This window comes from Peribacillus psychrosaccharolyticus ATCC 23296 (assembly GCF_000305495.1).
Taxonomy (GTDB): Bacteria; Bacillota; Bacilli; order Bacillales; family DSM-1321; genus Peribacillus; species Peribacillus psychrosaccharolyticus.
The window spans coordinates 1-14,754 of sequence record NZ_AJTN02000255.1 but is presented as its reverse complement, the minus strand read 5'-3'; the positions used below and the strand labels follow the sequence as shown (position 1 = coordinate 14,754).

13 protein-coding genes and 1 pseudogene are annotated in these 14,754 nt (G+C 38.3%); 4 read left to right on the top strand and 10 right to left on the bottom strand.

Annotation, left to right across the window (positions count from 1 at the left end):
* Positions 1 to 271 precede the first annotated feature (271 nt).
* A complete protein-coding gene (locus WYK_RS21385) occupies positions 272 to 1,900 on the top strand; it encodes a M4 family metallopeptidase (RefSeq protein ID WP_040376463.1) in 1,629 nt (542 codons plus the stop codon).
* A gap of 404 nt (positions 1,901 to 2,304) precedes the next feature.
* On the opposite strand, the gene WYK_RS21380 is transcribed toward WYK_RS21385, so the two are convergent.
* The 4 genes and pseudogenes from WYK_RS21380 to WYK_RS21365 form a co-directional block, all read right to left on the bottom strand.
* The gene (locus tag WYK_RS21380; protein WP_040376462.1) at positions 2,305 to 2,577 is read right to left on the bottom strand and encodes an excalibur calcium-binding domain-containing protein; all 273 of its coding nucleotides are present in this window, start codon (positions 2,575 to 2,577) and stop codon (positions 2,305 to 2,307) included.
* Positions 2,578 to 2,698: 121 nt separating this feature from the next.
* A pseudogene (locus WYK_RS21375) lies at positions 2,699 to 5,027 on the bottom strand (heavy metal translocating P-type ATPase).
* Positions 5,028 to 5,044: 17 nt separating this feature from the next.
* Positions 5,045 to 5,416 (bottom strand): ArsR/SmtB family transcription factor, encoded by a 372-nt coding sequence (locus WYK_RS21370; RefSeq protein WP_040376471.1) that lies wholly within the window; start codon positions 5,414 to 5,416, stop codon positions 5,045 to 5,047.
* Positions 5,417 to 5,560: 144 nt separating this feature from the next.
* Positions 5,561 to 6,391 (bottom strand): STAS domain-containing protein, encoded by an 831-nt coding sequence (locus tag WYK_RS21365; protein ID WP_040376461.1) that lies wholly within the window; start codon positions 6,389 to 6,391, stop codon positions 5,561 to 5,563.
* Positions 6,392 to 6,665: 274 nt separating this feature from the next.
* On the opposite strand from WYK_RS21365, the gene WYK_RS25195 reads away from it, so the two are divergent.
* Complete coding sequence (locus WYK_RS25195; RefSeq protein WP_169732075.1) at positions 6,666 to 6,839, top strand: hypothetical protein; 174 nt, start codon at positions 6,666 to 6,668, stop codon at positions 6,837 to 6,839.
* Positions 6,839 to 7,030 (top strand): YwbE family protein, encoded by a 192-nt coding sequence (locus WYK_RS21360; protein ID WP_040376460.1) that lies wholly within the window; start codon positions 6,839 to 6,841, stop codon positions 7,028 to 7,030. Before WYK_RS25195 ends, WYK_RS21360 begins: the two co-directional genes overlap by 1 nt.
* 39 nt (positions 7,031 to 7,069) lie before the next feature.
* Here the strand turns inward: WYK_RS21360 and WYK_RS21355 are convergent, their stop codons facing one another.
* From WYK_RS21355 to selD, 4 genes are all read right to left on the bottom strand, one after another.
* Positions 7,070 to 7,510 carry a DUF5392 family protein gene (locus WYK_RS21355; protein WP_040376459.1) on the bottom strand — a complete coding sequence of 147 codons (441 nt, stop codon included), beginning with the start codon at positions 7,508 to 7,510 and terminating at the stop codon, positions 7,070 to 7,072.
* Between the two features lie 145 nt (positions 7,511 to 7,655).
* Positions 7,656 to 9,368, bottom strand: coding sequence for a ribosomal protection-like ABC-F family protein (abc-f, locus tag WYK_RS21350; RefSeq protein ID WP_040376458.1), 1,713 nt, complete (start codon positions 9,366 to 9,368; stop codon positions 7,656 to 7,658).
* Positions 9,369 to 9,700: 332 nt separating this feature from the next.
* Complete coding sequence (gene mnmH / locus WYK_RS21345; protein ID WP_040376457.1) at positions 9,701 to 10,750, bottom strand: tRNA 2-selenouridine(34) synthase MnmH; 1,050 nt, start codon at positions 10,748 to 10,750, stop codon at positions 9,701 to 9,703.
* Between the two features lie 30 nt (positions 10,751 to 10,780).
* Entirely contained in the window at positions 10,781 to 11,830 is a 1,050-nt protein-coding gene (gene selD, locus WYK_RS21340) for a selenide, water dikinase SelD (RefSeq protein ID WP_040376456.1), read from the bottom strand.
* A gap of 277 nt (positions 11,831 to 12,107) precedes the next feature.
* Between selD and WYK_RS21335 the strand changes: the two genes are divergently transcribed.
* A complete protein-coding gene (locus WYK_RS21335) occupies positions 12,108 to 13,172 on the top strand; it encodes a permease (protein WP_040376455.1) in 1,065 nt (354 codons plus the stop codon).
* A gap of 43 nt (positions 13,173 to 13,215) precedes the next feature.
* Here WYK_RS21335 and WYK_RS21330 read toward each other — a convergent pair whose 3' ends face one another.
* Together WYK_RS21330 and brnQ are read right to left on the bottom strand one after the other, a co-directional pair.
* The gene (locus WYK_RS21330) at positions 13,216 to 13,506 is read right to left on the bottom strand and encodes an MGMT family protein (RefSeq protein WP_040376454.1); all 291 of its coding nucleotides are present in this window, start codon (positions 13,504 to 13,506) and stop codon (positions 13,216 to 13,218) included.
* A 119-nt stretch (positions 13,507 to 13,625) separates the two neighbouring features.
* Positions 13,626 to 14,754 (bottom strand): branched-chain amino acid transport system II carrier protein (gene brnQ, locus WYK_RS21325; protein ID WP_040376453.1); only part of this gene is annotated, 1,129 nt, incomplete at its 5' end.

Below are 14,754 nucleotides of genomic sequence, written 5' to 3'. Positions count from 1 at the left end.
ATATCTCCCAACTATCTTTATTTAAATCCTACTATTCTATCTATTTACATGTGAATTTTGAGAATCCTCTTTATTTCATTAACTATTTATACCAATTATAGTAAAATTCTATAAATATAACCACAGGAATATTCAACTGAAAGATATCTATTAAATAGTAGGTTTATCTTTCAAATACGCGTAAAAGATCTCTTTTTTCTAGACTTTAAGGGTTTGTCTATTTATTAAAATTGATATAAAAATAGATTAATCTGATGAAGGAGTTGAACGTATGAAGGGTAAAGTATTGTTAGGAACGGCCTTATCTGTTGGTTTATTATTTTCTGTTATTCCCCAGCAACAAGCTTTAGCAGCAAAAAATGTATTAAGCGAAGAACGGTATAACAAGAAGAAGGATTCGATGGAATTTAAGGCTGGTAATTTATCTGATCCATCCACAGAGAAAGCCGAAGATATCCTTCTAACCTTTTTCGAGAAAAATAAGCAGGCCTATAAGATAGGCAAAAAGAAGGCGAAAGACTCCTTTAACATTCAAAAGCAAAGTACAGACGAATTTGGCAATACGATATTAAAGCTTCAGCAGACTTATGAAGGCGTACCAGTTTGGGGATCTACTCAGGCTGCAGTTATTGATAATCAAGGCGTGTTAACTGTTGTTTCTGGAACAGTTGAAGCGAATCTTGAAGACAAATTAGGTAAAAAAGCTAAAAAGGGTGTCAGTTCAGCAGAAGCGGTAAAACTAGCTGAAACTGATTTAGGGTTTGTCCCGGACTATGAGCAATCGCCTTCTACTGAACTAGTTGTCTATGCAGATGGCGACAAGGCGAATTTTGCTTTTAAGGTAAATCTAAATTTCCTTGATCCTGAACCGGGAAACTATTATTATTTCATCGCGGTCACTACGGGAGAAATTCTAAATAAGTACAATACACTTCACGAAGTGACTGGCAGTAATGCAGTCGGCAGCGGAACTGGCGTATTAAATAATGCTGTTTCTCCATTAAATACAACGCTTGCAAGTGGAAGTTACTATTTACAAGACAATACCCGCGGCAATGGAATTTTTACGTATAACGCGAATAATCGGACGAGCCTTCCAGGAACACTTGTAAGCAATACAACCAATGCGTTTACCGCAACTACTAACAAAGCAGCAGTCGATGCTCACTACTATGCTGGAAAAACGTATGATTATTATAAATCCACATTTAATCGTAATTCTTATAATGGGAGCGGTGCAATCATTAAATCGACCGTCCATTATAGCAGCAACTACAATAATGCTTTTTGGAATGGTTCACAGATGGTATATGGTGATGGCGACGGAACTACCTTTATTCCGTTATCAGGCGGTCTTGATGTCGTTGCCCATGAATTGACTCATGCGGTCACATCAACTGAATCAAACTTAATCTATCAAAATGAATCAGGCGCATTAAACGAAGCCATTTCTGATATATTTGGAACGGTCGTCGAATTTAAATACCAAGCAGATAAAGCTGATTATTTAATTGGAGAAGACATCTACACACCGAATACCTCCGGTGATGCGTTGCGTTCGATGGCAAACCCTGCCTTAAATGGTGACCCGGATTATTATGGGAATCGGTATACAGGAACAGGGGATAACGGCGGAGTACACACAAACAGCGGGATTATTAATAAAGCGGCTTATTTGATTGCAGCCGGCGGTACCCATCACAGCGTTTCCGTTACTGGAATTGGTGTGGATAAATTGGGAGCAATTTTTTACAGAGCGAATACGGTCTATTTGACATCTTCGTCTACCTTCTCGCAAGCTCGGGCAGCACTTGTGCAATCAGCTTCTGATTTATATGGATCCACAAGCGCAGCTACGACCACAGTCAAAAATGCGTTTACAGCGGTCGGTGTAAACTGACTACCCAATATCGATCTAACAGCAACGGCTGCCGAGAAATTCTCGGCAGTTTTTCTTTTACACTTTACTCGTAAACCCTAATGAATCTTACCAAACTCTAAATAGTACTCTCACCATTGCTGACACCTTTCCCCAGAGGTCCAAAAATGCATTTGAACACTTTTCGGTCTGTTTTGCACACTTTTAAGACTGTTCTGCACACGTTTTACTTCCTTCTGCACACCTTTAAGCCCGAAGTGCACAGGATTTTGCATCTTATTAAACAAATCTCATGGCCATGGTGAGATTTTTTTAGAGGGTTTGTCTTAGAAAATGAAAACAGAAAAAAGGCGCTTGAAGCATCATGTTTGTCTGTTCCCACACAAACATGAGCATCAAGTGCCTCTATTCCATTCACTATGTATCTATCGTTCACATGCTATTCCATCTTTATCGCGATCATTTTTTTTATTTTTATTATAGAGTGTTTTGGAGACAAATGGTTGGTTTTTTATTTTGACTCCTTTATTTTTGGTTGTCCGAGATTTTGCCACGCCCCCTTTAAATACTTTATTTAATGCCATACAATTTTTATAAGATTTATTTTTAATTGGTCTGGCGTCCGCTGTTTCATTTGTCATTAATGTAAAGCCAATTATTAATACAAGTGATAAAAAAATGGCAGATAACCTCTTGATATAAAGCCCTCCTGTTCCATTTTTTTCTTTTAAATAATATAAATCATTTTTTTATTATCCGCAACTACAAAATAAAAAAATCGAGTGTATAATCTGAACGATTCTACACTCGATTTCTATGTTAATCCTTCACTTTCAGCACACGCATTGAGTTAAGCACAGCAAGGACAGTTACTCCTACATCGGAGAAAACAGCTTCCCACATGGTTGCAATCCCGAATGCGCCAAGAAGAAGAAAGATCGCTTTAACCCCTAAAGCAAAAATGATGTTTTGCCAAACAAAGTGCATCTGCTATTTTAGAGGGTTCATCTGTCATGATGACAATATCTGCTGCTTCAATTGCGGCATCTGAACCCAGTCCTCCCATAGCTATGCCAATATCAGCTCTTGCTAGAACGGGTGTATCATTAATTCCATCTCCAACAAATATTAATTTCTCCTTCGGTGATTTCCGTTTAAATAGTTTTTCTATTTCTTCGACTTTCTGATGCGGAAGCAGCTCGGCATAAACTTCATCAATCCCAAGATTCTTCCCGACTGCGTCTCCTACCCCTTTTGCATCTCCAGTCAACATAATTGTCTTCTTAATGCCTAAGGCCTTTAGTTGCTGAATCGCTGTTTTCGCATCATCTTTTTCCTGATCTGAAATCAGGATGTACCCCGCATACTTTCTATCAACCGCTACATGAACGACTGTACCTTCTTTTGGTTCCGTAAAGTCGATTTTCTCTTCAATCATCAATTTACGGTTACCAGCAAGAATTTCCCGTCCTTCAGCTTGAACCTTAATTCCTTGGCCTGCTACTTCTAGATAGTCCTGCAGCACTTTCTCATCCACTGTTTTTCCATATGCCTTTTTTATGGATAAAGCAATTGGATGGCTCGAATAAACTTCGGCGAAGGCTGCATATTTCAGTAATTCTTCATTAGAAAATCCAGCCGCTGCGGCAATTTCTGTCACTTCGAAAACACCTTTAGTCAGCGTTCCCGTTTTATCAAAAACCACATATTTCACATCGTTTAATGCTTCTAAATAATTGCTTCCTTTGATCAAAATCCCTTTTTTAGAAGCACCGCCGATTCCACCAAAGAACCCTAGAGGAATCGAAACGACAAGTGCACACGGACAAGAAATCACAAGGAAAACTAATGCGCGGTAGATCCAATCCGAGAACAGTGCATCTGAAATTAACAGGGGCGGTATCACGGCAAGTATCAGAGCCGTTATTACAACAACCGGTGTATAATAACGGGCAAACTTAGTAATAAAATTCTCGGTCGGCGCCTTTTTACTACTTGCATTTTCTACTAGTTCAAGGATTTTCGAAACCGCGGATTCACTGAATTCTTTCTGGACTTTTACGGTTACAACCCCATCTTTATTAATAAAGCCGCTTAAAACCTCACTGCCTTCTTCCACATCCCGAGGAATGGACTCACCGGTAAGTGCCGATGTATCAACAGCAGCATTCCCGTACGTTACGATTCCATCCAAAGGAAACTTTTCACCAGGTTTGACCAGAATTAAATCACCAATATGAACCTCTTCTGGCGACACCTTAATTGTGCCATCTTTTGTGGTTAAATTTGCATATTCAGGACGAATGTTCATTAAAGCACTAATGGACCTCCTGGATTTATTCACAGCCAGGCTCTGGAACAGCTCACCGACCTGATAAAATAACATAACGGCCACTGCTTCAGGGTATTCTCCGATAGCAAAGGCGCCTAAGGTTGCAATCGCCATAAGAAAATTCTCATCAAATACTTGGCCGCGGAATATGTTTCTTCCGGCTTTCAGTAGTACATCACCGCCGACAAAGATATAAGCTAGTATAAACATACTTAGTTCTGCGAAAAATGGCAGATCTGCAAAAACTGCAATTGACGTTAACACGGCACTTGCCGCAATTCTCATCCATAACATCTTTATCCCTGAAGATCCGTGATTATGATTGTCGTCTTCCTTTGCTGATTTATAGTCCTGTTCTGGAATTACCACGACATCAGGCTCTAGCTTTCTAACTATCTCACTAATCTTAGAGGTTAGATCGTCGGATTTTTCAGTACCTAAACTAAGTCTCTTTGAAACGAAATCAACATGTGACGTCGACACGCCCGTTAATAAACCTGCTTGTTTTTCAATTTTCATAGCGCAGTTCGCGCAATCCAATCCTTCTAGATAAAATGTCTGACGAGACAAAACGGGTTTACTTTTATCTTTCATTTTCACATCAGGTTCAAGCTTTTTAATGATGCTCTCTGTAGAAGCAATAATCTGTCCAGTTTTATCTGGCTCGGTCTCTAGCTTAAGAGTCTTCGTTGCAAAATTAACGGAACAATTTGTTACACCCGTTAATCCACTCACATTTCTTTCGATTTTCGCTGCACAATTAGCACAATCTAATCCTTCTAAAAGATACTCTTTTTTCACTCCTGATTCAGCCATTTCCTCACCTCCTAGCGTTATCCTTCATTTACATGTTGAAATGCCTGTTCAAAGATTGTTATCACATGATTATCTGCAAGTGTATAAAAAACCATTTTTCCCTCTTTACGGTATTTGACCAGCTTTGCTTGTTTTAGCACCCGAAGTTGATGAGAAATAGATGATTGACTCATTGAAAATAAAGCGGCTAAATCACATACACACATTTCGGAGTCATATAGTGCATAAAGAATTCTTGTTCGTGTAGGATCTCCAAGAATTTTAAATAGTTCAGCTAAATTTTTGACTGCTTCCTGATCAGGCATCTTCGACTTCACCTGCTGTATGATATCCGGATGGATGACTGTCTGGCCGCACACTTCAATATCTATTGTTTTTAAATTTTTCATAACATAATTAGTATCCATGTTGACTCCCTTCACAAACTATATATGAGCAAGTATTCATATGTTTATTAATAGTGTATGCGTCAAGTCTGCTTTGGTCAACAAATCTTATCTAAAAACTGAAAAAAACCAGCTTTCTCAGCTGGTTTAGTCAATTATTAAATAATCCTTTAATGCCTGCTGTAAGGTTCCTTTCGTTTCTACGTTTTTGTCAAAAGAAAGGCCAAGGTTAATTACTTCTCGAACGATTTCCGGCCGGAGCCCAGTAATCGTCGTTTTACATCCCATCATCGATGTACCATCAATGATTTTCATGAGGTTATCAATAACGTTTGCTTCCATTTTAGCTATTCCCGATAAATCCATAATCAAGGTCTGAATCCGTAATCGGCCGATTTCAATTAGAACTTTTTCTTCTATTATCTGTGTTCTAAACGAATCAATTGAACCAATTAACGGGAGAATACACACCGTCGGAGTAATTGGAATAATCGGTACGGATAAATCCTCAACCATTTCTTTCTGCCTTCTAATCAATTTATCCTTATAATCAGAATAACTTACAATAAAAGTATTTAAAAACGTATCAATTTGATCATTAATTTTCTTTTCCAAGTTAAAGAATTCTTTTACTTCCTGTGATTGATTAGTAAAATTATTATAATGGAAGAAAAAATCCCAAATGGTTCTTCTAATGGCATGGACCCATTCTAACTTAAAAGATAGAGTAAGTGCATGCGTTGCCCAAACGACCCCTTCCTGTTTGGCAAAGCTAATCAGTTCTTCTTCTCTCTCTTCGACAATATACACCGTCAATTTATTAGCATTATTTAATAAATCAATATTCCCGATTAATAAGATTTCTTCAATTTTACTTCGTACATTTACTGCTTCTGATAATAATTTTTCTTTAAATATGTCTTTGTTTTTATTTATAAATTCTTTTACACCATAGTCTTTCTCGTACACTAATTTCATACAATCCTCCCTGTTAACATAATTGTCTCTGTTATTTTAAATAATTATTTATATCTTACCAAAAAAATAATAATCAGCAACTTTTAAGAAACAGATTTTTTAAACCGCTTTCCTAATGCATACGAGTGTAAGAGCACCAATTCAGCTCAATTAAAATCCTTCGGCAAAAAATCCAGATGATTATTTCTTTTATTAAGAATATGTTTTGTTCCATATTACCTGTAAAATAGGCTATACTGTATATACAATAAAGCCTGTTCAGGAGGAATGTTTAATGTCAGAACAAAAAAAGAAAATCAGTCTCCAAGAGGCCATCAAGGAGCAGCTCGCTAATAAGAAGGGGCAGGGGTCAGCAGGAAAATTAAATACGGGTCCCGTTCAAACCCAAAAAATGAAAAGTCAGCTTCCAAAAAAACCGAATAACCAACATAGAAGGACCGGTGTATAATGAACGGACAAAATCGCAAGGATATTAAGCCGGGCATTGAGGTTGAAATTGTTTTAAAAGCAGACCAGCGAACAGGGAAGCTAACGACTGGTACGGTTAAGGATATCTTAACTAATTCAAGTACCCATCCCCACGGTATAAAAGTCCGATTGACGGATGGTCAAGTAGGCCGTGTACAAAAAATAAAATAATAACATTAAAGAGGCTGTACTCGGTACAGCCTCTTTTTACTAGGGATTCATTCTTTTTTTAGTGCGCTCTTCTTCTGCTAAAAATTCAATAAAATGTTTCATAACCAAAACTGGCTGTTCCGCTATTTGTTTTTGGTAAGCAGCTTTACGTTGATCACTCAAGTAACTCCCTGCTTGAATCCTTTTTTCTATATACACTCTGCTTTTCTTAAGAATTTCCTTATTCAACAGCTTACTTTCCTTGGAAAGTGCCATTCCCAGCGCACCTGTAAGGGCAAAAAAGCCAATGCTGACTTTGGATGTTGTACCCGATGGCTGCATGAACATAAGATAAATAAGATTCATCAGTGAAAAAATAATCAGCATAAATGACAAGGTACTAAACGTGGAATTTTTCTTTAACAATGGTAATACCTGCGCCTGAATTTTCTTTAATTCTTCTTCGATAAAGGCCGGTCTGTTTCCCAACTCTATTTTCATCTGCCTGTTCATCCTCCGATATATTCCTTACTCTTTCGCGTTATATTATTATTCTATAATTTTATTTACCTACTTATCATTATAAAGTAATTTGGTTCTAAGACAAAGCAAACACCCCCCAACTCGGATGGTGTTTGCTTACTGTTTATCCTTTTCTTCGTTGCTTCTTCTTCATCAGCTCTATTAGTTCATGGTCAAAGCGAAGATACTCTTCCGTTCCTGGTTTTACGAAACTGATTTTCCCGAGCAGTTCTGTTATTTTGGTTTCAATCAGCGACAGCTCTTCCAACCGCTCTTTCTCATCCTGATTAACAGGCTTTTTACTGCCTTCATATTCGTCCATTCCCATGTCAATCCGCTGTATTCTTTGGTTTTCAATGACAAGGAGCCTATTACACAGCTTATTAATCAAATACCGATCGTGAGAAACAATAATCAATGTGCCCGTAAAGCTTTCTAATGTTTCTTCCAACTGTTCCCGACTTGGTAAATCAAGATGGTTAGTTGGTTCATCTAGTATCAGCAAATCATATTCCTGAAGAATCATCTGAACCAGCTTTACTCTCGTTCGTTCGCCCAGACTCAATTCAGCCATAGGCTTAATCAGTTTATCTTCTTTCATATTCATATTGGCGAATAGTGTCCGTGCTTTTAATTGTTTCTCTCGATCGTTCTGTAAATAGTCTAATGCTGTTTTTTCTAAAGGAAGATCATTCACATCTTGACTTAGGTAAGCCGCTTTCATGGATTCACTTTTCCAAAGGGTGCCTGTTGTCGGTTTCTCTTTCCCGAGCAATAGGTTAATTAGAGTTGTTTTCCCAGCACCATTCAACCCCATGAGACCGACTTTCTCTCCATTCATTACGTAAAAATGACTTTTATCAAAGATCACTCGTTTGCCATATTGTTTCTTTAAATCCTTAGCTTCTACGACCCGTTTTCCGTGTTTGTTGGTAGACTCAAAATTGAACGATACCTTCATCTCTTCATCCGGCTTTTCCACCGTATGCTGAGATAACTCCAGATCAAGTCTCTTTATTTTCGACTTTATTTGACTATCCTTTTTTTTAGCCTTTACCCGTTCATGTTCTCTTAACCCAGCTTGACGATTTTCTGCATTGGAACCGCCCTTTCCAGCTTCCCGATGCGCTTTATCAGACCATTGCCTTAATGTTTTCACTTGCTGTTGAATATCGGCAATTTTTCTTTGCTGTTTATCAAATTCGTGCTGCTGCCGCATCATTTGGTCTTGTTTTTCCTTGTGATAACTTGAATAGTTACCGTTATACATGTTTAACTTTCCCTTTTCCAATTCGAATATCTTGTTAACCGTTTGATCCAAGAAATAACGGTCATGTGAGATAATCAGTACCGCACCACTGTAAGATTTTACTTCAGTAATCAGCCAATTAATTCCTTTACTATCAAGATGATTAGTTGGTTCATCGAGCAGCAGGCATTGTGAGTGATTAGCCCAAATTTTTGCAAGTGATAGTTTGAGCTTTTCACCACCGCTTAAATACTTTGTTTCGCTGTCTATCCAGCGCGGCTTCGTTAAACCAAGCTGACTAGCCGATTTTAAAAGTGTCTCACCGGATTCATTCAATTCCCCTTCAAATGAAAACTGTTCTGTAGATTGCGGCAGATAACCGATTGATAGTGATGCGGGAATTTTTTTCACCGTTCCCGTGTCAGGTTCGACGAGTCCCATCAGAATTTTGACCAATGTTGTTTTGCCAGCACCATTCCAGCCAACTAATCCAATCTTATCTCCCTCATGTATGTCAAATGAAAGCTCATCTAAAATTACCCTTGTTCCTACACTCTTTTTAAGCTGATGTACTTGAATTAATACCATACAAACACCCCATATTCCTTAGTTGTTTTTTATGAGGAGGTTTTCTACACAAAGAACCTCCCCAGTAAACCTGGAGAGGTTCAAATAAGCCATAATGGCCGACTTATACAAGGTAAAGAAACCATACAAACTAGTGTACGATTGCTACTGTAATAAGTAAAAGGACAGACTAATCCCATTCTCCAGGTTCCTCATTTTTTTATTCATGAGTAAATTCCTAAAAAACAAGATTATAACTTCATATTCTAGTACCGTCCCTTTCTCATTCATCTACTTTAACCTTACAACATCAATCGGAGTCTGTAAATAAAAACCATTTAAAAAAGAAAAATTTATGAAACGGCCGTTTTAAACTTAGTACGAAGGATAGTAATAATCTGTTCCACAGCTTGATCAGCATTTTTGGGCTGAATAGTGATTCTGCGGTTTTGGGCAAATTGTTCAGCAGTATGTTTATATCTTGGATCGTAATAATGCTCTAAAAGCAGACGGACACCTGAGGCATAATTACCTGAAGACAAATCCGCATCAATTTGAGCAGCAATTGGCGTATGGATTCTATTTTTAATTTTCCTAAAAGCCTCCAGACATTCGGCATGGTGATTTTCAGGCTGATAGTCTTCAATAATATGACGTACCCGCTCGTCTACTGGCATGTCGACAAACACCTGAAAGCCCTGCTCCTTCTTATCAACAAGGAATTGAGGCATAGTTGCTTTCCCTATTCGTTTACTCTCGGCTTCGAACAAAATATAAGGTGCATTTTGCAGTTCTATCAGTTTCTCCACCAGCAGGGCATCAAAACTTTTTTGGTTATTTGGTTCAAGACCAATCTGACCAAATATTGAGCCTCGGTGGTTAGCGATCCCTTCTAAATCTAAAACTGGATGCCCCATTTCCTCGAGCTTATGCAAGATAACTGTTTTGCCTGATCCGGTAAACCCGTTCAAGACAATTGGTTCAGCTTTAACTTCTATCTTTTCCAGCTGATCCACAATCCACTTCCGATAAGCCCTGACTCCGCCTTGAAGACGACAGACATGTACGTCCATTAAACTTAGAAGGGTAGCAGTCGTTTTACTTCGCATTCCGCCTCTCCAGCAAAAGACAACCTTTTGGCCCTCAATTCCCTGAAATTCTTCAATGAAGTTTGGCAGCTTTGCTGAGACAATTTCTAAACCCCTTTTTTTCGCCGCCTGGTTGCTTATCTGTTTATAAATTGTCCCAACCTCAGCTCGTTCGGCGTCATCAAACAGGGGAATATTATAACTGCCTGGGATGGTTGCCTCTCTGAACTCAGATGGTGATCGTACATCAATTAATACAATATCTTTCTTTTCCCTTAAAGCCAACAATTCATCTATGTTCATATCTTGAAACAATGATGCTTCCGCCCTTCTGTATCTAAAAAATTACTCAACGATAATATGACCCGGGTGAATACTTGTCACCTCGCCAATTATGCTTGCCTCAACTCCAGCTTTAATCATAGATTCAAGCAATTCTTCAGCTTGGTCTCCAGAAACTGAAATTAAGAGCCCGCCCGACGTAACGGCATCACACAGAATATATTGATCAATTTGATCAATTGTCTCTGAGAAAGTAACCGAACCTTCTAAATGAGCAAAATTATTTTTTGTTCCACCAGGGATTGCACCTTTTTCCGCAAGCTCTCTAACACGATTTAAAAGCGGTACTTGTTTTTGATAAATCTGAATGCCGGCGTTACTTCCCTTGGCCATTTCAGAAGCATGTCCTAATAATCCAAAACCAGTGACATCTGTACATGCATGTACAGCAAATGGTTCCATTATTTCTGCGGCTGTTTTATTTAACGTAGTCATTACTTTCGTTACCCGTGTAATTTCCTCTTCAGTTAAGAAGTTGTTTTTAATGGCAGTTGTTGAAATCCCAACTCCAATCGGTTTAGTCAGAATCAAACAATCACCCGGTACAGCTCCAGAATTGGCTCTAACCTTATCAGGATGAACTAAACCGGTTACTGCTAACCCGAATTTTGGTTCTTTGTCATCAATCGAATGACCTCCCACAAGTGTGGCTCCGGCTTCTTTTAATTTATCGCCTGCTCCACGGAGAATATCGGCTAAGACTTCCTTATCCAAAACTGAAATGGGAAATGCCACAATATTTAAAGCCGTCAGCGGCTTCCCGCCCATTGCATAAATATCACTTAATGCATTTGCTGCTGCTACTTGTCCAAAATCATACGGATCATCCACAATCGGTGTAAAGAAATCCAACGTCTGAACTAACGCTAACTCATCAGTCAACTGGTATACACCGGCATCATCACTTGTATCAAGTCCAACTAAAAGATTAGGATTTGCTGCTTGCTTGGGGAGCGAACGCATAACTTCTGCTAAGTCAGCAGGACCAATTTTACATCCACAGCCTCCTTTAGAAGATAAAGAGGTTAATTTAACTTTATTTGAGTGTGTCATTTGACAACAACCTTTCTTTTTCTAGGTCTGTATATACTACTATTATAGATCACAAATAAAAATAAACCTTAATTCCTGTCTTAAATTATTAACATTTTTATATTCAAAATAGTCAGAAAAATATTTGAATATCTTAAAGGTATTTACTAGTAGTATTGGCTTATCATTTACATTTCACATACATTTCCCAAATTTACTAAGCAAAGAATCCTAAAACCAATGAGTTATATGATATACTTTTACCGCAATCTAATTATATAATTTTACTGGAGGTTCCATCGTGCAAGCAAATAGTTCAGTTTCACAACCGGCAGGAAATAAAAAAACAGGTTGGTTTATTTTTATTTTCCTATTAATTGCCGTAGTTGGATTAATCTACGTTAAATGGTGGCCGTATTATAATAAATCAATTTTAGCTATTGATACTCATTCGATTGGAGATTCAATACTTGGTGATATATCAAATACCCCCTTTTCATGGGATAGTGCTTGGAGCTATGGTGTTACCTACTTCCAATCCGTTTGGAAAGCTGCCGTACTAGGCATTCTTCTTGGTTCCTTGATTCAAGTACTTTTACCTGCACAATGGCTGTTAAAAGTTCTTGGGAAAACATCTTTTGGCAGCACGGCCATTGCTGGACTTGCTTCTTTGCCAGGAATGATGTGCACATGCTGTGCAGCTCCTTTAGCAGTAGGCCTTCGAAAAAGTAATGCTTCCGTAGGAGCAGCCTTGGCATTTTGGCTTGGTAACCCTGTCCTTAATCCTGCGACATTAATTTTCATGACCTTCGTATTGTCATGGAAATTCACCGTATTACGCGTTGTATTTGGCTTAATTCTCGTGTTTGGTGTCAGCTACTTAGCAAACCGATTTGCAAAAGACGTTCAACCTGTAGATCTTGATGAGGTAATCGCAAGCCAAGAGAAACAGCCTGAGGGATCATTTCTAACCAGGTGGATGAAAAGCCTAGGCATGATGGTTTTATATGTTGTTCCAGCTTATGTATTGTCTGTCTTACTTCTAGGTGCAGCCCGCGTTTGGTTATTCCCAGAAATGAGCGGTGCAGCGGCAACTGGTATCATTGCCATTATCCTTTTTGCTCTTACTGGTATGTTGTTCGTCATTCCTACTGCAGCAGAAATTCCAATTATCCAAACCATGATGCTTTTCGGACTTGGAGGCGGTCCCGCAGCAGCGTTATTAGTCACACTGCCCGCGATCAGTCTTCCATCGTTAATCATTGTGAGTAAGTCCTTCCCAAAACGTGTGCTTGCCTTTGTAGTGGCGTCTGTTGTCGTTCTTGGCATTGTCTGCGGTCTTATTGGCATGTGGATATTATAAGCTTACACAGAAAGAACCTGAATTAACTTTCAGGTTCTTTTTTTCATGGGTTATATTGATACCGATTAAGATTGACCCGATTCCCTCCTGTAATCACAATTCCCTCACGCTCTAAAGCAAATACTTGAACAGCCAATAAATCCGGATTTTTTATCCCTAACTCCCCTTTTGCGTTAATGACCCTATGCCAAGGAAGATTATATTTTTCGCTCATTGAGTGCAGAATCCTAACCACTTGTCTCGCTGCTCTAGGGTTGCCCGCACACCTAGCTATTTGTCCATAGGTCATTACTTTACTTTCTGGTATTTCTTGAATAATACTAATTACAGCCATGGTGAAACTCTCCAACAAATCACCTCATTTATTTGTCCTTATATTAATTCACTGAAAAAAGAAGGGCAAATCAAAACAGGCAGTCGAGGGTTTCTCGACAGCCTGTTTTTGTTTTTCACTTATACATATTCTTTATTAGAAGTCACCATTGTGACCAAATATCCTAATATGCCGCCCATAATCGCTGGAAGAATCCAACCTAGTCCAACGGAGTACAGCGGAAGGATTGTATTGAACAAATCATCAATAAATTTGATTGTTATCCCTGCTGCATTTAATCCATCAAACAAACTAACAATAAATGTCAACCCGATACAGCCAATATACACTTCTGAACGGCCATTAAATACGGAATTCAAGAATGTTAAGAAAATCAAACAAATTGCAATCGGATAGATGGCTGTCAAAACAGGTACGGAAATCGCAATCAACTTCATTAACCCTACGTTTGCAAAAAGTGCACTGAATACGGACAAAATTATCGCGATTTTTTTGTAAGAAATACTAGGGAAAATTTTATGAAAATACGATGAACAAGCTGTAATTAAACCAATACTTGTCGTTAAGCAGGCGGCGACTACAATTAATCCTAATAATAATCTCCCATTAGGCCCAAAGTAATAAGTAGATACACCAGATAAAACGGTACCTCCATTATCTAATAAACCAAGTTTTCCAACACTCGATGCTCCAATATAGGTAAGTGCTGTGTAGATAATAGCAAGCAGTCCTGCAGCAATTAACCCTGCTTTCATGCATGTGAACATAACTTGCTTCTTAGATGTGATCCCTTTGTCTCTGATTGCATTTATCACAATGATTCCAAAAACAAAAGAGGCCAGCGTATCCATCGTTAGATACCCTTCTTGGAAACCCTTAAAGAATGCATTGTCCATATACGTTTCAGTAGGCGCTTTAAAGTCCCCAAGTGGATTAACAATTGCTGTAACAATTAGAATTCCGATAAAAATCAATAACAGCGGTGTTAAAACTTTACCAACAATATCAACAATTTTTGAAGCGTTTAGAGAAAAGAAACAAGTTATTGCAAAGAAAATCAGTGTGAAAATTAGTAATGGCATAAAGCCAACATCATTACCTAAGAATGGTTTAACACCGATTTCATAAGATACGCTCCCGGTTCTTGGAATAGCGAATAAAGGTCCAATAGCTAAATATAGAATAGTAGTAAAAATAATACCAAATAACGGATGAACTTTACTAGCCATTGCATGCAAGTCACCTTTA